The organism is Variovorax sp. 01T432 (assembly GCF_056398605.1).
In genome coordinates this window covers 15,241-41,474 of sequence record NZ_JBFTPS010000041.1, presented here as the reverse complement: position 1 = coordinate 41,474, position 26,234 = coordinate 15,241, and the positions used below count along the sequence as shown (strand labels likewise).

General features: G+C 62.0%; 26 protein-coding genes and 2 pseudogenes. 21 read left to right on the top strand and 7 right to left on the bottom strand.

Annotated elements, in window-relative coordinates; all coding sequences use genetic code 11:
* The first annotated feature begins 1 nt into the window (after position 1).
* The 6 genes from AC1DNF_RS25510 to AC1DNF_RS25485 all read left to right on the top strand — a co-directional run bounded on the left by AC1DNF_RS25510 (position 2) and on the right by AC1DNF_RS25485 (position 4,916).
* Positions 2-814, top strand: coding sequence for an ABC transporter permease (locus AC1DNF_RS25510; RefSeq protein WP_478151437.1), 813 nt, complete (start codon positions 2-4; stop codon positions 812-814).
* A 41-nt stretch (positions 815-855) separates the two neighbouring features.
* On the top strand, positions 856-1,848 hold the full coding sequence (locus tag AC1DNF_RS25505) for a 2-hydroxyacid dehydrogenase (protein WP_478151461.1): 993 nt from the start codon (positions 856-858) through the stop codon (positions 1,846-1,848).
* 381 nt (positions 1,849-2,229) lie between these two features.
* On the top strand, positions 2,230-2,877 hold the full coding sequence (locus AC1DNF_RS25500) for a DUF2239 family protein (RefSeq protein WP_478151436.1): 648 nt from the start codon (positions 2,230-2,232) through the stop codon (positions 2,875-2,877).
* Positions 2,877-4,280 (top strand): MATE family efflux transporter, encoded by a 1,404-nt coding sequence (locus AC1DNF_RS25495; protein ID WP_478151435.1) that lies wholly within the window; start codon positions 2,877-2,879, stop codon positions 4,278-4,280. The genes AC1DNF_RS25500 and AC1DNF_RS25495 overlap by 1 nt, the downstream gene beginning before the upstream one ends.
* A complete protein-coding gene (locus AC1DNF_RS25490) occupies positions 4,216-4,572 on the top strand; it encodes a GIY-YIG nuclease family protein (protein ID WP_478151434.1) in 357 nt (118 codons plus the stop codon). The genes AC1DNF_RS25495 and AC1DNF_RS25490 overlap by 65 nt, the downstream gene beginning before the upstream one ends.
* A complete protein-coding gene (locus AC1DNF_RS25485; RefSeq protein WP_478151433.1) occupies positions 4,569-4,916 on the top strand; it encodes an AsnC family transcriptional regulator in 348 nt (115 codons plus the stop codon). The genes AC1DNF_RS25490 and AC1DNF_RS25485 overlap by 4 nt, the downstream gene beginning before the upstream one ends.
* Positions 4,917-5,052: 136 nt before the next feature.
* Here AC1DNF_RS25485 and AC1DNF_RS25480 read toward each other — a convergent pair whose 3' ends face one another.
* A complete protein-coding gene (locus tag AC1DNF_RS25480) occupies positions 5,053-5,544 on the bottom strand; it encodes a DUF2938 family protein (RefSeq protein ID WP_478151432.1) in 492 nt (163 codons plus the stop codon).
* Positions 5,545-6,236: 692 nt separating this feature from the next.
* On the opposite strand from AC1DNF_RS25480, the gene AC1DNF_RS25475 reads away from it, so the two are divergent.
* The 5 genes from AC1DNF_RS25475 (at position 6,237) to AC1DNF_RS25455 (ending at position 11,841) form a co-directional block, all read left to right on the top strand.
* On the top strand, positions 6,237-6,560 hold the full coding sequence (locus tag AC1DNF_RS25475) for a DUF3703 domain-containing protein (RefSeq protein ID WP_478151431.1): 324 nt from the start codon (positions 6,237-6,239) through the stop codon (positions 6,558-6,560).
* A 788-nt stretch (positions 6,561-7,348) separates the two neighbouring features.
* Positions 7,349-8,377, top strand: coding sequence for an AraC family transcriptional regulator (locus AC1DNF_RS25470; protein ID WP_478151429.1), 1,029 nt, complete (start codon positions 7,349-7,351; stop codon positions 8,375-8,377).
* A 203-nt stretch (positions 8,378-8,580) separates the two neighbouring features.
* Positions 8,581-8,811 (top strand): hypothetical protein, encoded by a 231-nt coding sequence (locus tag AC1DNF_RS25465; RefSeq protein ID WP_478151428.1) that lies wholly within the window; start codon positions 8,581-8,583, stop codon positions 8,809-8,811.
* Positions 8,812-10,070: 1,259 nt separating this feature from the next.
* Entirely contained in the window at positions 10,071-11,225 is a 1,155-nt protein-coding gene (locus AC1DNF_RS25460; protein ID WP_478151427.1) for a porin, read from the top strand.
* Positions 11,226-11,286: 61 nt separating this feature from the next.
* Positions 11,287-11,841: a LysR family transcriptional regulator gene (locus tag AC1DNF_RS25455; protein WP_478151426.1), complete on the top strand. Its 555-nt coding sequence runs from the start codon at positions 11,287-11,289 to the stop codon at positions 11,839-11,841.
* Positions 11,842-11,917: 76 nt separating this feature from the next.
* On the opposite strand, the gene AC1DNF_RS25450 is transcribed toward AC1DNF_RS25455, so the two are convergent.
* Positions 11,918-12,118: a hypothetical protein gene (locus AC1DNF_RS25450; protein WP_478151425.1), complete on the bottom strand. Its 201-nt coding sequence runs from the start codon at positions 12,116-12,118 to the stop codon at positions 11,918-11,920.
* Between the two features lie 190 nt (positions 12,119-12,308).
* Here AC1DNF_RS25450 and AC1DNF_RS25445 point away from each other — a divergent pair, with 190 nt between their 5' ends.
* The 3 genes from AC1DNF_RS25445 (at position 12,309) to AC1DNF_RS25435 (ending at position 14,343) form a co-directional block, all read left to right on the top strand.
* Complete coding sequence (locus tag AC1DNF_RS25445) at positions 12,309-12,593, top strand: hypothetical protein (RefSeq protein WP_478151424.1); 285 nt, start codon at positions 12,309-12,311, stop codon at positions 12,591-12,593.
* Between the two features lie 148 nt (positions 12,594-12,741).
* Positions 12,742-13,767: an IS30 family transposase gene (locus AC1DNF_RS25440; RefSeq protein ID WP_478151423.1), complete on the top strand. Its 1,026-nt coding sequence runs from the start codon at positions 12,742-12,744 to the stop codon at positions 13,765-13,767.
* Between the two features lie 279 nt (positions 13,768-14,046).
* Entirely contained in the window at positions 14,047-14,343 is a 297-nt protein-coding gene (locus AC1DNF_RS25435; RefSeq protein ID WP_478151422.1) for a hypothetical protein, read from the top strand.
* 613 nt (positions 14,344-14,956) lie between these two features.
* Here the strand turns inward: AC1DNF_RS25435 and AC1DNF_RS25430 are convergent.
* Positions 14,957-15,880 (bottom strand): LysR family transcriptional regulator, encoded by a 924-nt coding sequence (locus tag AC1DNF_RS25430; RefSeq protein ID WP_478151421.1) that lies wholly within the window; start codon positions 15,878-15,880, stop codon positions 14,957-14,959.
* A 204-nt stretch (positions 15,881-16,084) separates the two neighbouring features.
* Here AC1DNF_RS25430 and AC1DNF_RS25425 point away from each other — a divergent pair, with 204 nt between their 5' ends.
* Complete coding sequence (locus AC1DNF_RS25425; RefSeq protein ID WP_478151420.1) at positions 16,085-16,804, top strand: DUF1028 domain-containing protein; 720 nt, start codon at positions 16,085-16,087, stop codon at positions 16,802-16,804.
* Here AC1DNF_RS25425 and AC1DNF_RS25420 read toward each other — a convergent pair.
* Positions 16,768-17,106, bottom strand: a complete 339-nt coding sequence (locus tag AC1DNF_RS25420) for a hypothetical protein (protein WP_478151462.1) — start codon at positions 17,104-17,106, stop codon at positions 16,768-16,770. The genes AC1DNF_RS25425 and AC1DNF_RS25420 overlap by 37 nt on opposite strands.
* On the opposite strand from AC1DNF_RS25420, the pseudogene AC1DNF_RS25415 reads away from it, so the two are divergent.
* The 4 genes and pseudogenes from AC1DNF_RS25415 to AC1DNF_RS25400 form a co-directional block, all read left to right on the top strand.
* Positions 16,987-17,414, top strand: a pseudogene (locus AC1DNF_RS25415) (beta/alpha barrel domain-containing protein); the annotation flags it as partial. The gene AC1DNF_RS25420 and the pseudogene AC1DNF_RS25415 overlap by 120 nt on opposite strands.
* 192 nt (positions 17,415-17,606) lie before the next feature.
* Positions 17,607-18,089: pseudogene (locus tag AC1DNF_RS25410) on the top strand (sodium:proton antiporter); the annotation flags it as partial.
* Positions 18,090-18,091: 2 nt separating this feature from the next.
* Positions 18,092-19,078: a 2-hydroxyacid dehydrogenase gene (locus tag AC1DNF_RS25405; protein WP_478151419.1), complete on the top strand. Its 987-nt coding sequence runs from the start codon at positions 18,092-18,094 to the stop codon at positions 19,076-19,078.
* A 300-nt stretch (positions 19,079-19,378) separates the two neighbouring features.
* Positions 19,379-19,612: a hypothetical protein gene (locus AC1DNF_RS25400; RefSeq protein ID WP_478151418.1), complete on the top strand. Its 234-nt coding sequence runs from the start codon at positions 19,379-19,381 to the stop codon at positions 19,610-19,612.
* 138 nt (positions 19,613-19,750) lie between these two features.
* Here the strand turns inward: AC1DNF_RS25400 and AC1DNF_RS25395 are convergent, their stop codons facing one another.
* The 3 genes from AC1DNF_RS25395 to AC1DNF_RS25385 are packed head-to-tail and all read right to left on the bottom strand — an operon-like array spanning position 19,751 to position 21,581.
* Positions 19,751-20,623 (bottom strand): sterol desaturase family protein, encoded by an 873-nt coding sequence (locus AC1DNF_RS25395; protein WP_478151417.1) that lies wholly within the window; start codon positions 20,621-20,623, stop codon positions 19,751-19,753.
* Positions 20,620-21,120, bottom strand: coding sequence for an FUSC family protein (locus AC1DNF_RS25390; RefSeq protein WP_478151416.1), 501 nt, complete (start codon positions 21,118-21,120; stop codon positions 20,620-20,622). The genes AC1DNF_RS25395 and AC1DNF_RS25390 overlap by 4 nt, the downstream gene beginning before the upstream one ends.
* Positions 21,117-21,581, bottom strand: a complete 465-nt coding sequence (locus AC1DNF_RS25385) for a MarR family winged helix-turn-helix transcriptional regulator (RefSeq protein WP_478151415.1) — start codon at positions 21,579-21,581, stop codon at positions 21,117-21,119. Before AC1DNF_RS25385 ends, AC1DNF_RS25390 begins: the two co-directional genes overlap by 4 nt.
* Before the next feature lie 795 nt (positions 21,582-22,376).
* Between AC1DNF_RS25385 and AC1DNF_RS25380 the strand changes: the two genes are divergently transcribed.
* Positions 22,377-23,636 carry a nucleotide sugar dehydrogenase gene (locus tag AC1DNF_RS25380; protein WP_478151414.1) on the top strand — a complete coding sequence of 420 codons (1,260 nt, stop codon included), beginning with the start codon at positions 22,377-22,379 and terminating at the stop codon, positions 23,634-23,636.
* Between the two features lie 34 nt (positions 23,637-23,670).
* Positions 23,671-26,193, top strand: a complete 2,523-nt coding sequence (locus tag AC1DNF_RS25375; protein WP_478151413.1) for a hypothetical protein — start codon at positions 23,671-23,673, stop codon at positions 26,191-26,193.
* Positions 26,194-26,234: the final 41 nt, after the last annotated feature.

Genomic DNA, 26,234 nt, shown 5'->3' with positions numbered 1-26,234 from the left:
CATGAAGCTGCTGGCAGGTGCCGGCGTGATCGTCGTCATCGTGTTCATCGCGGTGTTCGCAAACTGGCTCGCTCCCCATGACCCTCTCGCGCAGGACCTGCTGGTACGGTTGCGACCGCCAGTGTGGGAGACCGACGGCACTTGGGCGCACCTCCTGGGCACGGACAACTACGGGCGCGACGTCTTGTCGAGGCTGATCTACGGCTCGAGGGTGTCGCTCCTCATTGCTACGGCTTCTATGCTGCTTTCGTGCTGCGTTGGCGTAGCCGCGGGGATGGTAGCGGGATACAAGGGAGGCAAGTCCGAGTTGATGATCATGCGGTTCGCGGACGCCCACTCGGCCTTCCCGCAGATTCTGCTGGCCATCGTGGTCGTCGCTGCAATGGGGGGCGGAGTGCTGAACATCATCCTCGTTCTGGGGGTTTCGCAATGGATGATCTACGCGCGTGTCATCTACGGCATGACGCGCTCGATGCGGAGCCGGCCCTTCGTCGAGGCGGCGGTCTCCTATGGTGCGAGCGACGCCTACATCCTCCGTCGGCACATCCTGCCCCAGTTCATTCCGGTCATCATCGTGCTGGCCACTCTCCAGGTCGCGCAGATGATCCTGCAGGAGACGGCACTATCGTTCCTTGGCCTCGGCGTTCCGCAGCCTGCACCCACGTGGGGCAACGTGTTGGCGGAAGGACGTGATCGCTTGTTCGCCGCACCGTGGATCGCGAATTCCGCCGGCGTCGCGATCATCGTTCTCGTGCTCGCCGTCAACCTGTTCGGAAACGGGTTGCGAGACGCCCTCGCGCCCCGCGCTCGCTGATCGCCCGACCTCACCTCGCCACCCAACCCAGATCTATACCCATGGCAACCTCTGTTCTCGTCACGCGTTCGACCTTTTCCGACATCACGGATCGTTTGCGCCAGTACGTCAAGGTGATCGATAACCCGAGCGACGACATCTGGAGTCGCGACGAGTTCGTGCACCGGCTGCAGGGCGTGGCCGGCGTCCTCACCACGCCCAGTGACGCGATCGATGAAGGCTTGCTCGCCGCGTGCCCGCAACTGAGGGCGGTCTGCAACATCGGCGTGGGGTACAACAACATCGACGTCGCTGCCTGCACCGCGCGCGGCATCCTGGTCACCAACACCCCGAACGTGGTGACGGAGAGTACCGCGGACCTCGCATTCGCCCTGATGATGGCCGCGGCGCGGCGCGTGGCTGAGGCAGACAGATTCGTGCGTCGTGGCGAGTGGACCCGCAGCGGCTTCCACAACCAGTTCGACAGCGGCGACGTTCACAGCACCACACTCGGAATCTTGGGAATGGGCCGCATAGGGCGCGCCATCTCGCGGCGAGGGGCGCTGGGCTTTGGCATGCACGTCATCTATCACGATCGCAGCCGGCTCTCCGCTGGGGATGAGGCCGAATTGCGCGCGGAATACGTCGACAAAACCACGCTGCTGAGCCGGGCCGACCACTTGATCATCGTCCTGCCTTACTCGACGGAGACGCATCACGCCATCGGCGCGGGCGAACTCGCGCAGATGAAGCGAAGCGCGACGTTGGTCAATATTTCTCGCGGAGGAATCGTCGATGACGCCGCGCTCGCGGCGGCCTTGTGGACAGGAACGATTGCCGCAGCCGGCCTCGATGTCTTTGAAGGCGAGCCGAGGATTCACAAGGAATTGCTCGCCGTGCCCAACATTGTCGTCACGCCGCACATCGGCTGTGCATCGGTCCGTACGCGAATTGCAATGGCGGAACTCGCGGCGGACAACCTGGTCGCCGCCCTCGGATTCGGTCCGAACGCATTGAGGCCGCTCACGCCCGTCAATCCTGAAATCCTGGGCTGACGGTCGGTCATATGAAGCCACGCCCCGCCTAGAGTGGCCACGGCGATCTCGTCGCCTCGACAGGCGGTTGCGCGTACCCTGCCACGGCTCCCCCCGAGTTCGTAGAAGCAAGTAGGGGGTCTGCTCCCAAACCGCCGAAAATTTCCGCGTCCAACTGAGACCGCATGTTACGAAGCGGGGCGCTGGGGCGTGACCCGCGCGCTTGGCAGAAGCCATTGCGTCCTGCGAGCGCTTTGCGGTGGAGCCCGCGGCGGCGCGCGCAAGACGGCGCAGGCTGTGCGGCTGTGCTCGTGGAAATCCCGGCCCGGCAAGTTGATGTTTTACCCGGGTGTTATTGACTGATTGATTTAACCCGGATAGAATTGGCGACATGACCAAGCCATGCCTCTCACCTACACCGCTTTCCTGGAGGGGCGCCGCCTCACCACCGGTCCCTTGCACGAGGTCGCCGTGGTCGTACTGCGGGCGCGGCAGGCGCAACCCGAAGGGCACCCGCTGGTCTTCAGCAATGCCAGTCAGCGGCCAGTCTACCGACCTGGACCTGCGCGGAGGCGAGGAAGCCGTCGCGGCACGTTATACCGCGGCTGCGCGACCCAGCAGCCCAGGGGCCGCAGTCGCCCCAAGCTCGGCGTGGTCGCGCGGGAAGTGACGCTGTTGCCGGAGCGCTGGGACTGGCTCGCCGCGCAACCGGGCGGCGCCTCCGTGGCCTTGCGCAAGCTTGTGCACGAAGCGCGGCGCAACGGCGGCGACCGGGACCGGAAGCGCCAGGCGCGCGACCGCGCGTATCACGCCATGTCCACGCTGGCCGGCAACCTCGCCGGCTTCGAGGAAGCATCGCGGGCGCTGTTCGCCGGCGACCACGAGCGGCTGGTGGCGCAGATGGCCGGAAGACGTGCGGGCGTACGTGCTGCAGCTCGCCGAACCTGCGCCCGGCTAAGCCGGACCTCTTTCTCTTTTTTGCAACCAGCGCGCGGCTCCGGGCCGCAGCGCTGCGGGCACACGCACGCCCGCGATCCACAGGAGCCCTGATGAACGAGCGAGAAACGACAGCCCCCGCCGGACCGGCGCCGACGCTGCGCACGCACTACCTTGCGCTGCTGACACCCCTTATCCTGACGCACGCGCTGCAAAGCGCGGGCGGACTGCTCGATGGCTTCTGGCTCGGGCGTCTGCTAGGCGTGCGCGGCATCGCGACGGCCGCGTCGTTCTTTCCAGTGTTCTTCTTGCTGCTGTCGCTGATCATCGGGCTGGGCGCCGGCGCGACCATCCTTGCGGGACAAGCATGGGGCGCGCGTGATGCGTCGCAGGTGCGGCGCGTGGGTGCGACGGCCTTCGTGGCTGCGCTTGGCGTCGGGCTTGCGGTCGCTGTGGCCGGTGCGTGGTCTGCGCCGTGGTTGATGCAAGCTCTCGGCACGCCGCCGGACATCTTGCCGGCCGCGATCCGCTATGCGCGCGCCATGTTGCTGGTGATGCCCTTCGTGTTCGTCGCGTGGGCGGCCCTTTCCCTGAGCCGCGGCACCGGCGACGCGATCTCGCCGATGTGGTCCTTGCTGGCCGCGACGCTGGTGGGCGCGGTGTGCACGCCGCTGCTCGTGGCGGGCACGCCTTTGGGTGCGGCTGGCGTGGCAGTCTCGGCGCTCGTCGCACAGCTGGCCGCGCTTACCGTGTTGATCCGGCGGTGGCGTCGGGACGGCCATCCGCTCGCCCCTGGCGCCGGGTGGCAGGACTGCAAGCCGAGTGCGGTCATCGCTAAACGCATGCTCCGCATCGGCCTGCCGGCCGCATTGCAGATGCTGGCGATGGCGCTTGCTGAGATCGTACTACTAGGCTTGGTGAACCGTCATGGGTCGACCGCGACCGCCGCCTATGGTGCGGCGACGCAGGTCCTGAGCTGGGTGCAGTTCCCGGCAATGAGCCTAGGCATTGCCGCGGCGATCTTCAGCGCGCACGCAGTCGGCGCGGGGCGGCGCGAAAGGCTGCCGGCGATCGTGGGTACGGGGCTGCGCTTGAACGCCGTGGTCACCGCACTGTTCGTCGTGGCTGCGCACCTGCTCGCGCCGTTCGCGCTGCGCGTGTTCCTGGGACCCGGGCCCGTGCTGGAGCAGGCGGTCACCATCGTGCGCACCGTCGCCTGGAGCGTGGCGCTGCTCGGATGGAGCAACGTGCTGGTGGGCGCGATGCGCGCGAGCGGCGCGGCGCTGGTGCCAGCGCTCCTGAGCATGGCTGCGATCGTTGGCGTCGAATTGCCAGTTGCCGTAGCGCTGGAAGCGCGCTTCGGCCTGGCAGGCGTGTTCTGGGCCTGTCCTGCAGCCTTCCTGGCCATGCTCGTGCTGCACGGCCTCTATTACTGTCACAAGGAAAAGAAAGATGGACTCTTCCGCCAACCAGGCGTCGCGCTCGGCGCGGCGGGTGGCCGCGCGCCAGGCGCGTGACACCTTCCCGCCCATGGGCATCTACGCAATCCGCGACCGCGCGAGCGGTCACCTGCTGCTCGGCGCGAGCCGCAACGTACACGCGGCGCTGAATCGCACTCGCTTCGAACTGCGCATGGGCAAGCACGCGGACCGCGAGCTGCAGGCTGCGTGGAAACGCAGCGGCGTGGACGGACTTGCCTTCGAGGTGCTGGAGCTGGTGAAGGAACGCGAGGATGAGGGTTTCGACTACGCGAGCGAACTGAAAGCGCTGGAGCAGATCCACCGCGAACTGCAAGGGCTGACGCCATGAGCGAAGAAGCCCTGCAAGCTTGCGTTGACCGGCACCTGGAGCACGCGGCCTTGGTGTTCACGCTCGACGCCGAACTCGGCACCCATCACGGCCTTTCATGGGCCGACTTCGTGCTGCTGACGGTTCTGGATGCCGCCGACGGCGCTGTGCCCGCGACGGAGCTCGCGCGTACCTTGCGCACGCCTGCCTCGCACCTGCTGCTACGGCTGCTGCCGCTGGAGAAGACCGGGCTGGTGGAGCGCGCTGCAAATGGCGACGGCAAGCGGCGCGTCACGCTGCGCCCGCAAGGCCGGCGACTGCTGCTCGAGGCGCGGGACACGGCCGCAGACGCCTGCACGCCCTGATTTCGCCTCGGCGCCCACGTATCGTAGAGCGAGCCCTGGGACATGCGGGCCACGAGCTGTCGATTCATTCGACCGAACGGTCGGGGTTTCGTAATGCGCCTCTTGGCTTGTCCTGTTCGGATGGCTCGGTGGACCGCTAGAGATTCGAGCCCGCCGCGATCACAGCGCCAACCCCAAACCCGTAGGGGATATGGGAAACCATGCTCGCGAGCAGAGCATTCGAGCCGCGCGGCCCGCGCCGCCCGAACGTGCCCCAGCCGAAGGAAGGCAGAAGAACGAACCACGGGAACAGTGATGTAACCAAGCCGAAGAGCACGCCACCAAACAGGTGACTGGCGGGTAGCGCGATACCTGAAGTTTGAAAGAAGACCGGATAGAGGAGCGCCACGCTGCCACCGCCGACAAGCAGGTGAAATGCCCAGCCTATGGCCACCTCATTAGGCAGAGGCTCGGACTTGAGGATGTTGGCATGGCCAAGTTTCCCACGCGTCAAGCCGATAAACCAACGGCCAATCAAGGCAACTTTCACGCCGCTCGTGATACCGATCCTGGCTGCATACGTTTCGGTGATGTCCATGAGCGCGGCACCAACGATGCCGCCGAGAAATGCCAGGACTACTATCTTCATTTGCTACCTCCAACGTTCGTTTCTGGAAGCGTTGAGCGGCACTCAACCGGCCGCCCGGTGGATTGAACAAGCCGTTGCCTCCGAGCGACGACATCAAAGGCCGGAGGAAACTCGACTCAAGTCTTTGGGCAGGCGCATGCAGGGCCGCACTTGCACTGCGGGCCGCAGGCGCAGGCCTGTTGTCCGGCAGGCTGTTGGCATCCACAGGTGCAGGCAGCGCCAGGGCAAGTGGCACAGCGGCAGGGATCTTGCTTCGTGTCGTTCATGATGAGTTTCCTTTGGGTGTATCGACGACGGAATGTCTTCGATGGGTGGACTTTCGTCGCAACAGCATCGCCTCGACAGGCATTTGAGACGAACTGCTTGCTCGGATGCCGGAACGGTCGCGCGTATCGACCGAAAGGTTGCAGCGCACCGCATGCCGGGTCGGGTTACCGCTTCTCAACCGCCAACAGTTCTCGACCAGCGGATGTCACCAAGGATTGGCCGATCGACCATCCAAGCTGAATCGGCAGCATGGCTGTCGGTCATGTGTATCGACCGTTCGACCGTTCGACCGTTCGATCGACGTTCCGAACCGTTGCCGGATCGAATCCGACGGTTGATCGCAACTCGCTGTCTTTCGACGGTGTCACCGATGAGAGTCCGCGGTAGTGAAGACATGTCGCCTTCGCTGCCTCGGAGGAAGTGTTGTGGTCAACGCGTATCGCACAGAAGTTCTATCGGCTCGCCTGGCACTGGTATGCCGAAACTACGACCTGTGTTTCGTTCACCTCGAACGGGCACATGTGCTGGCACAGCGGATGACGATCCGCCACGCCTATGTTCACTGGATGATGTTGGTGGCAGGGCTGCGCCGGGGCGACTACCGCGAAACCATCGGCCAGATCTCTCGGATGCTCGCCGCGGTCTTGTTCTCGAGGCTGTGGGTTCCGCGTGGCAATACTGGGAGAGCCCGCGTCAGTGCGTTGAAGCCAATGCCGATCCCTGAGGACCTGCGTCACCTCTTCTTGTAGATCGAGCGCTTAAGCGCGTGACTGAAATCCGCCTCATATCCTCACGTCCCGCGCCACGACGGGAGATCAGATCATGAATCGCACGGTTTCGGGTCTTTCGCAGAGGCGCTCGCGAGGATTCGCGGCGAGTGGTTCTTGGGAAATGATTGTGGCGGCGGGACCCCAGGGTCAGTGCGCAATGCCGCAGGGGAGGGCGGCGCGATCCTATGACTTGAAAGCGCTATCCCGGGAGGCGTGCCGCAGCCGAGGAGCCAGACACGCTCCCTCCACGAGTCGCCTAACTCCGAGGATGAGGTGTAACGCACCGACTTGTCGGCGCCGCGCAGGGTGACGCGCAACGTACCGTGTGTCGAGCCGACGACGCCACTGACCGACGGGTAGCGAGTCGGCGATGGCGATGACATGGCGCCACAGGCGCAGCTCGATCAAGAGTCGGTTCATACACACAACATATTAATAGGGCTTCAAAATCAATTGGCAAGAATGAATCAATCACCACATACTTTGCAGACCGAGAACGGCGAGAACTCTTCTTCGGGTTACGAGGGCAGAGCGTCCGAGGAGAAAGATATGCGGGACGTCGCCATTGGCGGGCGGCGTTAGATGCAAGACGAGTTCCGGGCAATGACGAATAAGGATTGAAATCGGGACAGCTTTGTGATGATGTCTTCAGTGATGTCTTCAGTGATGTCATCAGTGAATTCTTCCCGCTCAGGGACCCCATGCTGGCAAAGGCAAGCATTGCAACTGACGGTTGTCAGGCTGGGATTGCTCGACACCGATGAACTATGAATATCAAGGACGAGGCCGCTATACCGTTTGCGCATCCGGTTTATATCCGAAGCATCTTGGACTGTTTGAATAGTCTTGGCGTAAGACCGTCAAGTGTGATTTCTACCGCGGGATTGGCTTGGCAGGATCTTTGCGACGGTCGGCATATGGTGGACTTCTCGATCTTTCGTCGATTTGTCGCGCACGCAATTCATTGCAGTAATGAGCCCGCGCTGGGCCTGATTGCAGGGTCGATGCTCCAGCCATATCACACGCAGGTCGGGATTGCAGCTGTGACAAGTGACAATCTGGGCCGGGGCCTCGAATTTCTGAGCCGGTACGCTAGTTTGATTTTTGGTGGAGTGGAATTCCTGATAGAGAACGGGCCTCGATGGAGCGCCCTCAAGGTCAAACCGTTGCGCCCGCTATGTGAAACTCATGTCTTTGTCATGCAGACAATTCTTAGCGCGCATTGCCGCCTGCTCGACGCCATGTTGGGGCGGCCTGCCGACGAACTCACTGTCGGATTGCCGTACTCACGCCCAGCTGACAACGATGTCCCGTGTCTTCGCTACGTCCGAAAGGTGACATTTGATCAGCAATATTTGTCATTCCATTTGCCAGCGGAGTTACTTCGTTTGCCTTGCGCCTCCGCAGACGCGAAGATGTTTTTGGGCGCTGCACAAGCTTGCCAGAGACGGGAGGCGGAGTTACGACAAGGTGAGTTTGCTCAGCGTGTGCGGCACGCCCTCCTTGATCGGTTGATGACTAACCCGGGCGTGAGCGAGCTTGCCGTGGACTTCGGGATGTCGGCTCGCACGCTAGTACGAAGGCTCGAGGAGTCCGGTCTCACATACTCTGATATCAAAGATGACTTGCGCAAACTCCACGCCACTTGGTATCTGCAACATACCGAGTTGTCGATCGAAGCAATCGCAGCGCAGCTGGGATACGCAGATCCAACCAACTTCAGTCGCAGGTTCAAATACTGGTATCGCGTTGCGCCAAGCAAGATGCGACAGACCCTGCGGATCGACCCGCATTGAAGTGACGCGACAATGGACCTCGATCCGTGAGCTCACAAGCCAAAGCGGTTCTTCCGTGCGAGTGGAGTTGATGTGAGCGTGTTTATGAGAGTTCAAAGGTGCCGTACTTGTCTTACTCAGGATAGTACGTCTCCGCGCAAGCTTGCGGATCTAAGATTCGCGACAAACTTCAACTCGGCTGAGCTTAGCAGGAGGCGAACTATATGAATGCGACAGACACGAGGGGCCCGGAAGTAGACGACCTCTTCCTCAATCTGGTCGACTTCAAATGGCTCATGGCTGGCGTGGGCTGGTGGGTCGATCTTTCGCGCCTGCAGAGCGATAGGGTCTACATCGACGAGTGCCTACGGCGGGCTCTGAAGAGTGACTCCGAGTTGCTGCGGAAGCGCAGCGTCGAGTTGCTCGGCCTAAGGCCTGGCTTGGATGCGTTGTAGTGCCGAGCCCCAGAAATTGATGCGTCGCCGCTCTCAGCCGTACGATATGGTTGTCCTCGAATAACCATGTGAAGGGACTTTACCGCGAGTAAACGCGCCAACGACAGCGAGACGAATCCACATACCTTTGATCGCGGCTCATCGGCCAAGATGCAAGCGGACGCGAGGGCGTTCTCGAGCACTGTGGCCAACCTCCTCCTCGAGAGCTGCGACGCGGAGGTCTCCGAATCGATCATTGCACAGCGTACATCGGAGGTCTCCCTGTGCAAGAAGACGGCAGCAGAGTTGACTCTCTATTAGCCCCGAGATGCAAGCAGGCCGGAAGGTATCGCGGCATCCCCACTTATCGTGTCACTGCAGCCTGTCATTGACTTGAATGGCAGCGCGTCTCATACGCTGACAGCGATAAGGATGGCATGGAACACGTCCGCAACCGCAGCCAGGTGCGACCCGCTTTCCCGAAAAATGAAGGAGAAGGGGCTTCCGGTCCGGCGTAACGAATGGGCGGCCAAGGCCTGACGGCGTCGGCGCCGAGAACCTTCGCCGGCGGGGGGGCGAGTTGGCTCCACCGGTGCGCCTTCACAGCTGTTCGGGCTCGCGTATCCAGGACACTGCATTCCACTCGGAATGGAGCCGGACCAGGTGCCTCTATTGCAACGAAGATCGGTCATCGGTCATCGGTCATCGGTCATCGGCTAGCGATGCTGGCGCTCCGTCGCATTGACTTCGGCAATGGCATTTCTGGATGGTCGAACTGGTCAATCAGAGACGACGCTGCGACGTAATCGTTGAAACGATATCCCCGTGGACACTGGCCCCGGGACCCCTCAGTCAAATCATGAAGCGCCCGGATGCCGCAGTCTTGACGAGGATCCATTCGGTTCTTCCGGTCTTTCCGGAGCCATCTTTTGGGGCGCAGCCGCGAGCGGAAACGCAATCAGCGCAACTTGGACGCCGCGCACTCTGCACTACGGTCGCGGTAAGGGCGGAAGTTGCTCCGCGTCGCTGTGGCGACCTGCGCTATCACTGGACTACCGCAGTGTCGTCATGCAGCAACGGTGTGCCGACTTCGATGGCTGGGTTTGCATAGTCATGGCTGACTTTGCATGAACGTCTCGGTCTTTGAGAGACAGGGCTGATGGAATAGAGACAACTTCCTAAGAGGAGGTTGTTGCTGGGTTCGGTGGGAGCACAAATGTGCCAGTCACGGTGAACGCTTTCGCACCGGAGCCCGATGTTTAATCTTGGAGAAACTCGCAATGAAAAAATCTCTAGTCGCTCTGGCAGCCTTGGCTGTTGCGGGCATTGCCTCGGCACAGTCATCTGTCACCCTGTTCGGTGTGGTGGATTCTGGCGTGAGCTATTACGATGCAAAGACGGACACCCCCACTGGCACGGTCAAGCAAAGCCAGTGGGCCCAGAGCAGCGCGGGCTACAACACGAGCCGGCTCGGCTTCCGTGGCACGGAAGACCTCGGTGGTGGCCTAGCTGCAGGCTTCTGGCTTGAAGCGGGTCTGGGCAGCGACAACGGAACAACCGGTGGTTCGGTGAACAGCGACTCCACCAAGCCTCTGACCGGTTTCTTCAATCGTCGCTCGACAGTAAGCCTGTCCGGCGGCTTCGGTGAAGTGCGGATCGGTCGTGACTACACCGCGACGTTCTGGAACGACACCGTGTTCGATCCGTTCGGCGCAAACGGCGTTGGCACGACCATGCTCTACTCGGGCCACAGTGCTGTTCTGGCCACCGCTGGTCTGAGCGATGCAAACTACGTGCGTGCAAGCAACACCGTGGGTTACTTCCTGCCCCCAAACCTCGGCGGCTTCTACGGTCAATTCCAATACGGCTTTGCTGAAAACGTGAAGCAAGATGGCGTGCCTTCCTTGGAAGCTGGCAAGTACATCGGCGGCCGCGTCGGCTATGCCAGTGGTCCCCTGGACGTGGCTATCGCTTACGGCGTGGACACCGCTGGTGACATCGCTGGCAACACGACCAAAGCGAAGACCTTCAACCTCGGTGCTTCGTATGACCTAGGCATGGTCAAGCTCTTCGGTGAGTTCTCGCGCGTGAAGAACACGGCTGACCTGCCGGTGTTCGCCGGCGACGACTCGGTTGACCTCGACGGCTACCTGCTGGGTGCTACCGTGCCCGTGGGCCCAGGCCTGATCCGCGTTGCCTATTCGCAAGTCAAGGCAAAGTTCGACATTGGCAATGACCCGCGCGCTCGCAAGTTCGCCATCGGCTATGTGCACAACCTGTCGAAGCGCACGGCTCTGTACACGACCTACGCGCACATCTCCAACAAGGATGGAGCCGCGATCACGACCGGTGGCTCGCCTGCCTTCATTTCTGGTGCTGGCAACACGCCTTCCAGCGCGAATGGCTTCGACTTCGGCATCCGTCACGCATTCTGATCTGACGCTGGCGTAAGTCAACTTCAGTGGGAAGCCTAGAAAGCCACCCGACGAAAGTCGGGTGGCGGTCATCTATTTCAACCTCGACGGCGAAAGCTTCGGTCCACACGATTGGTTGCGTATGGGCACCTTTTTGCAGCCGCCTGACGCAATCTCACGAGGTACACGAAAGATGGTCTGGTCAAAGGCAAGAATCTACGAGGAAGCGTCGCAAATGAAGAACACTATCCTGACAAGACAGACTGCGGAGAAGATCATCGATCTAAATGATCTCCGCGTTTATGCATATGTCGCTTCGCTTTCCAGTTTTTCTTTGGCAGCCGATGCATTGAAGATGCATAAGTCGAGCGTGAGCAGGAGCATTAGGCGATTCGAAATGACGCTTGAAACGCCCCTGCTTCATCGTACGACACGCAAGGTTCGGCTCACTCGACGTGGCGTAGTCTTGAAAGACCGCTGTGTTGAAATCCTTTCCTGCATTAACGAAGCTTTAGATTGCACTGATGTCGGCGGCAGAGAAGTGAGCGCATCTTCGAAGTCTGCATCAGCGCGGACCCGCGCCACTACGGACGGGGTCGCTGAGTGCACCCGCGACGTCATCGCCTCCGCGTATTGATGGCAATGCCGAATGCTTGGCGGTCGCCGATTTGCTGAAAAAGAGCTCTGTCGGCTACCGGTCGATGACGCGGGCTTCAGCGTTCGCGCTTATCGGCGGACCCGATGGCCGCTTCGGCATGCCGAAGCGGCGCTGTCATCGAGGCATTGAGACAATTCATCCCGACAACCTCATGAATGATTTGCGGAATCTTCCCGACGAAGAACTGTTGGCCCGCGCCCGTCAATGGCGTGCTGAGGCTCTGCGTGGCGCCGTGCATGCACGCGGTCATGCTCACGAGCACGAGGCCGAAGTGCGGCGCCGACTCGCACCTCGCTCCTCGCCTATCCCTGCAATGGCCGAGGCTGCAGAGCCGCACTGGTCGATCCGGCGGTTTTGGAACCGTGGGGTGCGACGGTGGATCAATGAGTGCGCCCCGGAGTGTATTCGGTTCATGAGGTGACGATGCTGACATTGAAGGACGTTCGATGAACAAGACCTTGAATTCGAACTCGACCGGTGGGGGGGGCAGAGATTTCACGAAGCTCGACGACGCGCTTCGGCACTGTACCGAAGAACTGAAAGTGGGCCGATGCGTGGCCGTCTGGCCCGTTGAAAGTGCTGGGTACAGGGTTGCAGCGTGGAGCTTCGAGAACGCATTCAACCACCCGGACTATGTGACGTTCGCACCGACGATTCCGCAGGATCTCAGCGATATTCCGAACAGGCGACGGTCTATCTTTTCCCGGCTTCCGGGTGCGCGGCGAGAGTGATGGCCGTTTGCGCCGCGGCTACGTTTGGCTTTGGAGCGGCATCGCAATCCACTCCTTGGGTTGCGTGCGGTTTCGAAAACGCCTTCGAACAATCCATACACGGCGGCCTCAAGTCTGAAGTGCAACACGTCTTCAAGTGAGGTGTTCCATGCAAGACCGAATCAGCTACCAGCAACTGCAGCCCGAGGACCGAATGACCATCGCCAGCATGCGCCAGCAAGGTTGCAGCTTGGGGGCCAGGGCCCGCACGCTGCAACGCTCGGCTTCGACCGTCAGCCGTGAACTCGGGCGCAACACCGTGGGGCATTGGCCTTTGGCTCGTATCTCGCACAGCAGGTCCGCCTGGTGCGTGAGCGCGCCGCGCGCCCGGCGGCTAGGCTCGATATCCGCGGCGTCGCCTGGGCGTGTTGTTCTGACGATGCGCTACCGGAAGTGTTCGCCACAGCTGATTGCCGCTACCTTGAACCTCACCTTCCCCAACGAGCCCGCACGCCACGTGTCCCACGAAGCCATCTGCACCGCGATCTACGCTCTGCCCAGGGGCGAGCTGCGCCGCCAGCTCATAGCCTGCCTGCGCCCGCGCCATGGCACGCGCCTGCCGCGCACGCGCGGCAATGACCGGCGCGGCCAGATCCCCGAGATGGTCAGCATCCACTTGCGCCCGCCTGAGACCGAAGACCGGGTGATGCCCGGCCACTGGAAAGGTGACTCTATCAAGGGGGCGGGCAACAAGTCCTCCGTGGGCGTGCTGGTGGAGCGCTCCAGCCGCCTAGTGCTGCTCGCTCGCATGGAAGATGCCACGGCGGTCTCGGCGCTCGCAGGCTTCACCGTCAAGCTCAATTCGATCGCCGCACCGATGCGCCACGTTTTCACCTACGACCAGGGCAAGGAGATGAGCCGTCACCAGCAGCTCGCCCGCAACACCGGCGTGCGCGTGCACTTCTGCGGGCCGCACAGCCCATCGCAGCGCGGCACCTCCGAGAACACCAACGGCCTCCTGCGTGGGTACCAGCCCAAGGGCACCGATCTGAGTGTCTACGGCGCGGAAGATCTCGATGCCATCGCCGACAGCCTCAACTCCAGGGCTCGCGCCACTCCCGGCTTCAACACCCCGCTGGCCGTCTTCTCTCATACGCTCGCAATGGCTCAGCAAGCCCCTTCCTTGGTTCAATAACTCAACCATTGCACTTTGCCCTTGAAGCCACCCTGCTTCATCTGCAGAGTTTCCAGTCGCCAGCCGATCGACTGGTCCTACACAAGAAGCTGCTGGACGACGCGAAGGCTGCAAGGCGGGCGGCCTACCAGGCGGCGCTCGTCTTGTGCGCCTACGCTCCGAACTAGGGCTCCACTCTCTTTAAGACAGTCGAGAGCGCAAAAGGCAACTCTGCCTTACAAAGTGATGCGAAGACTGTTTGGTCAACGCGTGACTACCCATCTAACAGGCAAAGAATACATGAAAGTACACGATGAGCAGGCGATTGCGTGGGCGGCCGGGCTCGACTCTCTGACGGTGATGGCGTTGGAAGCCTATGGCGCTACTTCGATGGATGCAGTAAGAGACGCGATCGAGAACAACGTGAACATCCCCGGTATCGGTCACGCTCGGAGAGCCAAGATCCGCTGGTGGCTCGGTATGCCGAGAGAGCCTATGCTGGGTTCACACCTCACGAACGCCAACACCATTGCGCGAGCAATCCTGACGCTCGAGCGCAATGGCTACAAGGTTGTACCGCCGATTTCTGCTAAGTAATACCTGGATCCGTGAGTTCACGATTGAAAGTGGCTCCCCAAGCGAGTCCAGACCTGGGCAAAGGCGATGCGATTTCGGGCTTGAAACTGGTACAGCGCTACCGACGATGAGGGGGCTCAAAAGGAGATCCCCCTTGAGTGAAGGGCTTGGTGCCATGGCGCCGGAGCGCACCGGCTCTTCGGCCAATGGTGCACCGAGGACGTCTTTGACCGCATGCAGACAGATGCCTGAAGCACGGCAGGTATCTGTCTGAACATGCTGCATGATGCTTTCACGTTGGGCCTCTCGGCAGTGGGGTGGAAGTTTGTTTGGCGACAAACTTCTTACCCCCCGCATCGGGACGGCTCAACGCCTATTTCTGTCTTGGACAAGAGTGGGTGCGGCAACAGGAACTCGTTCAGCCGTCAATAGCGCCTGTTGACATCGACCTACCCATTGCAGGCCATGAGGCCGGCTTCCGTCGGCAGGGTCTTCCAGGCAGGCGAGGTGTAGGCCTCGAGGTAATTGCCGGGCGGTGCCCGGCCGGTAGATCTGGCCGGAGGGGAAGCCGTGCTGGCGTCACCCAGCGCACGTTGTCGGCGATGCGCTTGGGGCACGCCTTAGCGCTGGCGGGCTATTGTGCAGGGACCTGCAAATGCCCCCGCACAAACTCGACAAATCGCTCCAGCGTCGGATTGAAAGTCGAGGGCCAAACCAGACTCGTTTCGACCTTCGGCACCTGCTGGGCTTTCTTGCCTGCGATCTGCCGATATAGGACCCCCGGCCGCTGGAACTGGCGTACGCTGGCGGGAACCCAGGCCAGGCCCAGACCAGCTGAGACTAGGTTCACGATGGTCTGCATCTGGATCGCCTCCTGGGCGATGTGCGGCGTGCGCCCGGCCGTGTGGTACATGCCGAAGAGCGCGTCATGCAGCGAGGGCAGGATGCGCCTGGGAAAGATCACCAGCGGCTCGTCGAGCACACGCCCCAGTGCAGGCGCGCGCGCGATAGCCAGGTCGTGCTGTTCAGGGAGCGCCAGCACTAGCGGCTCGCTGACGACCAGAAGCTGGTTCAATCCGGTCGGGGCGAAGCCCTGGGAGTGCAGCATGAAACCGGCATCGATGTCGCCGCGTTCCAGGCTTTGAAGTTGAACGTCGCCGGTGGACTCGACCAGATCGAGTTCGACCCGCGGGTAAGTGGAACGGAAGGTCCGCACCCACTGCGGCAGCGACCCGAACCCCACAGTGGAAACGAAGCCGAGCCGCAATCGGCCGGCCTCACCTTGGGCGGCGGCGGACGCATGCGCGGGCAGGCTCAAGGCGCGGGCCAGCAACTCGCGCGCTTCCGGCAGCAGGGCCTGTCCCGCGGCCGTGAGTTGGACGCTGCGCTTCGTGCGATCGAAGAGACGCACACCCAGCACCCGCTCGAGGCCGGCGATGGCCTGGGTGAGCGGTGGCTGCGTCATGTACAGGCGCGATGCGGCCCGGCCGAAGTGCAGCGATTCGGCGACGGCGATGAACTGGCGCCATAGGCGCAGCTCGACCAGTGGTTGACTCATACGCCGCACATATTAGTACGCCTTCGAAATCGAATTGGAAAGAATGAATGGGGCGCCACATACTCGTACTAATCGCGGGTCGTACAAATCATGTTCGCCCTGATGAAACTCTGCGCCGCGACGTGCACATTGATGACCTCCTCGGCAGGCCGGCGCGGACGCGGCTACTTTATATCGGCTACCAAATAGCGAGGGGCGATACTCATGACGTTTACGATTATTGCACGCGACAAACAATCGGGCGACTTTGGCATATGCCTTGCGACCGGCTCTCCGGCTGTGGGTTGGATCGCGCCTTCTGGTGCCGTCGAGGCAGGAATATTGTCTTACCAAGCGGTGGTTGAACCACGGCTGGGTAAGGTCGCGCTGGGGCTGCTCGAAGGCGGCTACTCGGCCAAGAAGGTGCTTTTCGACATGGCGCAGATGGATGCGAACTGGGAATACAGGCAAGTCGGTGTCATTGACGCACGTGGCGGCATGGCGGTCTTTACGGGCAAACACAACCGGGACTGGGCGAGACATCGCGTCGGCTCCGATTTTATTGCCTTCGGCAATTGCCTCGCGGGCAAAAGAACGATTGACGGCATTTGCGACGCTTGGGAGGGAAACCGCGGCGCGAACTTCGACGAGCGATTGATGCTGGCGATCGAAGGCGGGCGCGACGCCGGTGGACAGGTGGAGGGCCAGACCTCCGCGGCGATACTGACTTTCGGGCGCAAGGGTATGGCGCGACTCAACCTGCGCTGCGACCACGGGTCGGAGCCGATCGCTGAGCTGCGACGCATCGTTGACTGGTTCATGCCGCTGGTTCCCTACTACGAGGAGCTTGCCGATGACCCAACCCTGCCGCGACACAAGGAATGGCTCATTGAACGCGGCATCCAACGTCAGTTCGGCAAGCCGCCCTCGCGAAACCAGACCTGACACCTCGCGACAAGCTGCGACCGCCGGCGGTCGGCGCGACCGCGAGGGGGATGGGGAATGCTCTTGAGTAACCAGCCGCCCTGGGTCGCCCGGCCAGTCGACCGTACGCAGAATCCCGCGGCAAGCGCGCCCACACCATGATTATCTATCGCTTGCTCGATACTGATTTCTTTAGATTCACGATGGTGCAGGTGGTGCTTCACAACTTCCTCGGCGCCCGCGTCGGGTACCGCTTCAAGTGCCATAACCCGAGCATCAATCTCGCCCGATTCGCGGGCCAGATCCGCGACGAGGTGCGTCATCTGTGCTCGCTCCAATTCAGCATGCGGAACTGGCCTATATGCGGTCGATGCGCTTCATCAAGAGTGCCCTCATCGACGCCCTCAGATCGTCTCGCCTCAACGAGAAGCGCATCCACATCATTTCCAAGCCTTCTGGCGAACGCGAGAGTCGCATCGATGGACCATGCCGGCACACGACCTTGTTCGAGAACCGAGTGCTCGCGATCGCGAGCGAGGTCCTCGGTATCGCCGGCTCTAACACGCGTCGCCGCTTCCCCGAGTACTGGCGCGAAGAAGTGCTGTGCATCTTGGCCGACAGGCTCGGCGCCGTGACCGGGCCCTTGCGGGCTCGATCGTCGTCACAGTTGCGCCGCAACTCGCCGGCCTGCAATGTGACGTACGCCATCCCGACAATGGCCTTCGTTGATTTCGACGGCGCACGCCTTTCGCCGCTCTGGGGCGTGCCCCTTACCGGCATCCCACTGTCGATCGCCTTAAGGCCGCTGCTGGCACCGTCGGGGTATGCCGACAATCAATTCGGCTGGGGGCTGATGGCCGAGGTGGCGAAACTGCTCGCTGGCATCTTCCTGACCATCATCCCGGTAATCGCGATGCTCAAGGCGGGCGCCAACGGGCCCTTCGGAGTCGTCGTCTCGGCAGTGACGCGGCCTGAGGGCCAGCCGGACCCGGCGATGTACTTCTGGGCCACCGGCATCCTGAGCTCGTTTCTCGACAATGCGCCGACCTACCTGGTCTTCTTCAATACAGCCGGCGGCGACCCGCAAGCACTGCCGAGCATCTACGCCGTCATGCTGGCCGGCATTTTTTCTGGCGCCGTCGTCATGGGCGCCAACACCTGCTGCGGCAACGCCCCCAACCTGATGGTCAAGGCCATCGCGGAAAGCCGCGGCGTGCGCATGCCGAGCTTCTTCGGCTACATGCTGTGGTCGGGTGCCATTCTGGTGCCGCTGTTCGTCCTCTCCACCTTCATCTTCTTCCGTTGATCATGAGCAAACTCAAAGTTCTCGTCACCCGTTCAGTCTTTCCCGAAACCATCGCCCGCCTACAAGAGCACTTCGAGGTGGAATCCAACCCGAGCGACGAGGTCTGGAGCAAAGCCCAACTGATCGAAAAGCTCAAGGGAAAGCAGGGTGCCTTTACCACCACTAGTGAGCGCATCGATGCCGAAGTGCTCGACGCCTGCCCGGAGCTCAAGATCTGCGCCAACATGGCGGTGGGCTACAACAATTTCGACGTCGACGCGATGACGGCGCGCGGCGTTCTGGGCACCAACGCACCGGACGTGCTGACCGAGACCACGGCAGATTTCGGATTCGCGCTGCTGATGGCGACCGCCCGGCGCATCGCCGAGAGCGAGCATTTCCTGCGCGCGGGCAAGTGGACGAAGTGGAGCTACGACATGTTCGCCGGCTCCGAGATTCACGGCTCCACGCTCGGCATCATTGGCATGGGGCGCATCGGGCAGGGGATTGCGCGGCGCGGTGCCCACGGATTCGGAATGAATGTGATCTATCACAACCGGTCGCGCCTCGACGCAAAGCTCGAAGCCGAATGCGGGGCCCGTTATGCGACCAAGGAGGAACTCCTGAAGACGGCGGACCACGTCGTGCTCGTGGTGCCCTACACGTCGGCATCGCATTACACGATCGGCGCCGCCGAACTGGCGTTGATGAAGCCGACGGCGACGCTCGTCAACATCGCTCGCGGCGGCATCGTCGACGATGCGGCGCTCGCGGCGGCATTGCGCGACAAGCGGATCGCTGCGGCGGGGCTGGACGTGTTCGAGGGCGAGCCCCAGGTACATCCCGACCTGCTGACAGTGCCGAATGTGGTGCTGACACCTCACATCGCGAGCGCCACCGTTCCCACACGCCGGTCCATGGCGGACCTGGCGACCGACAACCTCATCGGCTTCCTGATGCGGGACATGGCGCTCACGCCTGTGAATCCTTTGGTGCTTGCCTCAAAGTAATTGATCCACCCCGTGCTTGACGATGCTTCTTGCCTCAATCTGGATGCGAATACACCATGCTCCTTGCAGGTATCGGGTCAGTCGCCAGCGACGGACTCAAGCGATCAGCTGCAACATAAGGTTGCATCCGGCCAGGACTTGCTTCGTCACGAAAGCTCCCCCTGCGGCGGTGGCGCAGGAAAGCGGGCGCGGCGCTGAAGAGACACGGTTCATTGAAGGACCACGAAGACTACGGGCTGCATGGGGACCAGAGCATGAGAAGAAGGCTTCCACCGCAATCACTGTGCAGTGTTCAGTGCCATGACCGCGCTGGATGCTATTCGAAGTGAGAAGACTCGGGCCGAGTTGGCCAAGTTGCACGATATGTGCCGGATCGAAGACGAAGAACCGTCGCTTGGCCTTGAATTAATCTGGTTCCAAGGCAAGGTACACGGCTGCGGATGCGGCGCACGCGTTGACGGTTCCGCGTTCCGGCTGGTTGACCTCGAAGAAGAGGCGGCAGTCGTCGAGCGTGAACTGCGGCAACCCATATAGGCCCTCGAATTCCTCGGAGGTGAGGATGGTACGGCGGTGAGATTCAAGGGCTGACGAATTCAGGATTCCCGACAAACACCGTCTGCTTCTTGCCGGTCTTCGGATCTGCACCAACTCAGATGCGGCTGAGGCTCCTAGTCAAGCCGCGCGGTGGCGCAGTTCCTCGGTCGTTTCGCCCGGCCCGTCGGGCCGCCAGCCCGGCGGCATCAGCAGGTAGCCAAGCCTGGCTTCAATGCCGCGCGCGCGGGCGACGTCCTTGGCGAGCGCGAGCCATTGGTCAAACTCGACGCGCAGCGGGTTGTAGCTCGTCTGCGGGTGCACCAGGCCGTAGCGACACGGCACCTCGTCGCGCTCTTCGATGTAGGTGCCGAACAGGCGGTCAAAGACGATAAGAACGCCACCATAGTTGGCATCGAGGTACTCGAGGTTGGCGGAGTGATGTACGCGGTGCGCCGACGGCGTGTTGAATACGTATTCCAGCCAGCCAAGCTTGGGTATCCACGTAGCATGCAGCCAGAACTGGTACGACAGGTTCAGCGCCACCGTCAGCGCCACCAGCTTCTGCGAGAAGCCCAGCCACACCAGCGGCACAAAGAACAGCAGGTTTCCGGCGAGCTTGCCGAAGATGGCGGTGCGGTAGGCCGCCGACAGGTTTAGCTGGTTTGGTGTGTGGTGCACCGAATGATTTGCCCAGAACCAGCGCACGCGGTGCGATGCGCGGTGGTACCAGTAGTAGCAAAGCTCTTGCCCGATGAAGAGCAGCGCAAAGGCGGGCCATGAGTCCAGCGTTTGCGTCGTCAGCCGATGCTCCCACGCGAAGCGAACGACCGGTGTCGCGATCGACAGCGGGAGCCCGATCAGCACGATATTGCGCACTATCAAGTCGATGAGTGACACGCCCATCGCCTTCCAGTCGTAGCCGCCACGGCGTGACAGCACGAGCGCCTCGATGAGCGAAGCCAACACCGTGGTGGGCACGACGGCAAGTAGCAGCAGCTTGGTCAAGCTCATGAGGAGTGCCCCCTCGAAGAAAGGGCGATGGTCCGAGCGGCGGCCAGCGATACGGCCATCGCTACCGAAATACCTAGCGCCACCTGCGCCAGGCGCAAGGCAGCTGCCCACAGTGGCGAGTGGCCGGCCAGTTCGCCGGCGCCAAGCACGATCATCGCGGCGATCGGCGCGCTTCGCCAGATAGGCGAGGTGGCGCCGAAGAAGGCCAGCGTGCCGACGATGGACAGCGTCGTTGGCAGCGCCGTCGCGCCGAAATGCATCGCCAACCCGCCCATGAGCCCGCACAACGCGCCAGCCACGCTCCCGGCCACGCGCTGCCAGCCGGCCAAGAGCGTGGCGCCAGTATCCGGCCGCATCACGATGAGCACGGTAGTCACTGCCCACACCGGCTCAGGCAGGCGCAGCCCTACAGACACAAGATAAGCCAGCAGCACCGCCGCGGCGAGCGGTAGCCCATGGCGCCAGATGCCGGGCGACAGTAGACGCTTCGCGCTCACGATTTCCGCTCGCCGTCAGCGCCGTAGGCCTCACACAGACGATCGAGCAGCGTGCAGGCATCGAGCAGTTGCGTACGCTCATGGCCGCTCAATGCGGCATCGATCACCGACGCCAAGGCTGCTTCGCGCTCGTGCACTTCATCGGCCAGGCGCTTCAGACCCGCCCGGGTGAGCGACAGCACCGATTGCCGCCCGTCACTGGAGTGCGCCTCCCGCAGCAGCCACTCTTCCGCCTCCAGTTCGGCGAGCAGCCGAGTCAGTGTCTGCAGCTTCACGCCCTCGCGCGCAGCAAGCTCGCTGGGCGTGCTCGGGCCGAAGCGCCAGAGTTGGCCCAACACGCTGAGCTTCGCCGCACTGAGCCCCGAGCGCTGCGCATTCGGCCGCAACCGTCGGCCGAGGAAGGAGACCGCCACGCGCAGGCGGGCGGCACACTGAGTGGCATCGACATCGTTTGGTTTCATGCCGATATGCTACTATTAATCTTAGTAAATTCGCAAGCCCCGGACCGGACTTCATGTAGAGGAAGTCTGTCGGCAGGGGATGACTGCGCGCGGACAGCGCTGGCACATGCACTGCCTTGCGTGCGTCGACGCTCATGGAGCAATGCTTTCTTTTCTTTGCGAGCTGCCGCGTCATCGAGCACAGCGACAACGCAATCGTGCTCAGGCCGCCGGCGTGAGGAAGGCACACATCAGCATGGCGCTGAGCGATCAGCAGGTTGCCAACTTCATCCCTGATCAGCAGCCGAAGCGTCCTGTAGACCTTGACCCCCTCGTTCAGCCTGCCTTCGATGTGCGCCCTGACAGCGTGGCGATCAGATAGGCCGGCGGTGGCCAACGACATGCGGTAGCCTGCCTTGACGGCCTCGATACGATCGCATCGGCGCCAGCCTATGCTTGTAGCGCGCAAGTCAGCGCTACGAGAGTGGGTCCGTGATTCTGACCAGCAACCCGAGCTTCTGTGTCTGGGGTGAAGTGCTTGGCGACCGCATCACCGAGTTCTAAGACCAGCGGCCCTCCGACCACGCCTGGATCGTTCAACAGTCGTACGCACTGCTGCCGGCCGATCCTGCTCACCGTTCGGTCGACCAAATCGACAGCTCGAGGACAAATGCGGCTCACCGGAGCCCGGGACGCTAGGCAGACCCGAGGTCGCCGCCTACAGTAGGAACAATGCGATCCGGCCATGTCTTGATGGGCCAAGCGGGACGCCCCACTACAAATCAGGGAGCTCTTTTGGTTGTCAGGAGTATTGCCGTGTGTGGCCTGGGGTACGTCGGCCTACCGGTTGCTGTGGCATTCGCCCGTCGCTTTGACGTTATCGGATTCGATATCGATAGTCGCCGCATCGAGAACTTGTGCGAAGGTGAGGATTGGACCGGCGAAATTGGGCGTGAAGCACTGAGCGCATCGACGATGCGCTTCACCGCGAATGCGGCAGACCTGTCTGCCTGCGACTTCTTCGTGATTGCCGTGCCGACGCCCGTCGACAAAAAATGCAGCCCGGATTTCTCACTTCTCGTGCTTGCCTGCCGGACGATTGGATCGGTGATGCGTACCGGCAGCATCGTCGTCTTCGAATCCACGGTGCATCCGGGCGCGACCGAAGAAATCTGCGGGCCCGAGCTGGAAAAGGCTTCGGGCCTGCGCTGCGGCATTGACTTCAAGCTCGGCTATAGCCCCGAACGGATCAATCCCGGCGACCGCGATCATCCGCTAGAAAGGATCGTCAAAATCGTATCTGGCCAGGACGCAGAGTCCTCGGAAATCATCGCCGACGTGTACGGCCAGATTATCGACGCTGGCGTGCACCGCGCTCCGTCGATAAGGGTAGCGGAAGCCGCGAAAGTGCTCGAGAACACGCAGCGCGATATCAACATCGCGCTTATGAACGAGATGTCGAAGATCTGCAACCTGATCGGCATTTCGACGTCGGAAGTGCTGGAAGCAGCGGGTACGAAGTGGAACTTCCTGCGCTTCACGCCCGGTCTCGTCGGTGGTCACTGCATCGGCGTCGACCCTTACTATCTGACGTCGAAGGCGCAGGAGCTGGGTTACCACCCCGAAGTGATCCTCGCTGGCCGGCGCATCAACGACGGCATGGCCAATCACGTCGCGTCGAAGGTCGTGCAGGTGCTCGCGCGCAAGCATCGGCTCTCACCTTTGACACGCATCGGCTTGCTCGGCATGACGTTCAAGGAAGACGTGCCCGACATCCGCAACTCCAAGGTCGTCGATCTGTATCGCGAGCTGCAACGGTATGGCATCACCCCGCTCGCGTACGACTCGATGGCCGAAAGATCTCAGATGGAACACGAATACGGGATCACGCTGGCCAAAAAATCCCAGTTGACGAACCTTGACGTGGTCATCCTTGCGGTGCCGCACCGCGAGATCTTGGCGAGCATCTGGAACGACTTGCCTGCCATGATTACGGACGGCGGGTTGGTGTTTGACCTGAAGTCGGCACTCGACCGCAGCCGCCTTCCAGCTGACATCGAGTATTGGGCGCTGTGAGCCGCCAGCAACGATTATTCAGCTAGACCTTGTCATGAGCGCATCGACGTTGGCGATCGCCCCGATTGGTACGTGTCGCATCCACACCCCTGTGCGCAAGGGTATGGCGCGGTATCCGATTCATGCGCTTCTGGCGCGCAACTATGGATTTGTGCACACGAGTGCCGAGGCGCTCCAGCAAGTGCGATTCATGTTCGGTAAAGCGCCTGTTCCGGCCGACGTGCAGACCTTGACGTTTCGACCTGGCATCATGGCCGAGTCGTATGGCAAGCCGTACACGCCGGCCGATTTGTATCTGGTCGAGCTGTCGTCGCGAAAGCTGCTCACCGTCGATGACCGTCCGATTCAGATCAACTACATGACGCGTTACTTCGGCGACTTCTTCGCCGACCGCGAACGTTCGCGTATGTTCTGGTCGATGGCGTCCGCGAACAATCTGGGCGAGCGACGCGCGTGGCTCGACGAGGAACCGGTCTTCAAGCGTCTTGCGGTGGCAGACCGCGATCTGCTTGCGCGCCTTCTCAGGCGCACGCAGTCGGACGACGACATCGAGCGCGAGATGCGCGAGATTGCGGAGCTCATCGGCAAACATAAGCTGGTGTTCGTCACGCACGTCGACGCCACCACGCCCGACAACATGGTGATCGAACAGCGGCACAGGCTTATCGAAGCAGTGCGCGCGATCGCGAAGCGCATGGGCGTACCTTGCTACGATCCGACGCGGGCGATGCATGAAGTCGGCCAGATCAGCGCATTGGAATGCGGCGGCCTCGACCTCACCCACTACACAGATGAGTTCGCGGAGCGTGTATGTGCCGATTGGTATGCGAGCTATTTCGCACCGCGCATCGGTTCGCTGGGATCCGTGGACAAAACGGCGGTTGCGGCGTCGCTGAAGGACGGCATCGACGCAATCGACGAAGCGGCGAATATCGAAACGGCGTGGAATGTCGGGCACCTGTGTGAGGCGTCGAAGCGTGTGCGGGCCGTGTTGCGCGCAGACTCGGCGCGCGCGGATCATCGCATGCTGCTCGCACGCATACAGTGGGAGATGGGCGACTACGAGGGCGTCATCGCGGTGCTTGAATCGGCGCGCGGCGAGAGGGTGTCTAGCGAGAAGGCCGATCAACTTCTCATGCGCTGCTACTTCGAGATCGGCCGCTATCGCATGGCGCAAAGCCTCGCCGCCGCGTTGATGGGCGATGATGTCGAGACGCCGGAAATCCTCCGTGTGTCCGCGGCTGCCTCGATGCATCTGGGCGACACGAATACGGCGCTTGCAAATTGGAAGCGCCTGTTCCGCATCTCCGACGATGCGCACGAGGCGGCCGCCGCAGTGCTCGGCTTGCTCGAGGCGGCAGGCGATCCCGAAGGCGCCGCGCGCTGGGCTCATGAAGTGCGCGAGACGCTGCCGTCGCATGGGCCGAGTTATGCGGTGCAATGGGACCGCTGCATCGGAGCGGGCGATCGCGCCGGCCTGCTGTCGCTCGCGGAGGAAGCGATCAGCATCGAAGAGTGCATGGCGATTAAGCTTGCGCAGCGCGCTTCTGCACAGGGGTTTCCGACCGCCGCCGCGGCGCTCGTTGTCGCGCAGGACCTGCTTGCCAGTCGAGATTCCGGTGCTGGCGTGTGGATCTCTCGGCAAGTGTCGCAATGGCTGGCGGATGGAAGCGACGCCCTCGAGGAGGGCAAACTGCTCGAAGCCGCCGAGACGATCCAAGCGGCTTGCCGGATCGACCAGTCCAGCAATCAGGCGATTCGAGCGAGGCGTGCGCTCGAACGCCGTTTGCGGCAAGATGCTCGCGCTGCGCTCGTTGCGAAGGACTATGCGGCTGTAGTCGCGATCGTCGACATCGCACTAAACACGCACACCACCTTCCACGAGCTCGACAGCTTCCGGGGTCGCGCGGCCGTTGCGCTTGGCGATACGCAGACCGCGTTGCATCATCTGCGTCGCGTAGCGGACGAGCGCGACGCACCGGTGTCGGCGCGCATCCATCTCGCACGTGTGGCAGTACGGGGCCAGCACTACCCTGAAGCCCTCGACGCCTATTCGAAGATCGCCGCGAACGACGCCTCCGATCAAGTGGTGCGGGACGAGGCCATGCGCCAGCTCACGATGCTAAGAAGCCGTTCGATCCGTGCCGCTCGCGAGCTGCTCGCGCGCGACAAGTACGATGAAGCCTGGGCATTGCTCGACCTCCTCGAACGCTCCACACCGCAGAGCGCGGACGTTGCACAGGAAAGGAAGCGCGTATTTGGGGCGCTGCATTCGAAGCTGCGCTCGTTCGATTCGACGTGCGCCGCCGACCGTATGGCGATCGGGGAAACGATCCTCAGGTTCGCACCAGCCGATGCAGTGGGCTTGAAAGCGGTGGCGGCAGGGGCCATGCGCCTGCACCGCTTCGCGCATGCGCTGCCTTACTGGTATGCGCTACGGCACATCTCGGACAACGTCGAGCAAACCGAGAGCAACATCCAGAAGTGCCTTAAGTGGATCGACCGGAACAAGCGTAAGAAGGATCTCTCGCCGGCGGCCTATTCGCGCACCGTGTAGTGGATCGCCGCTCATGCGTCTGGCATTCCCGTTTGCGTGGA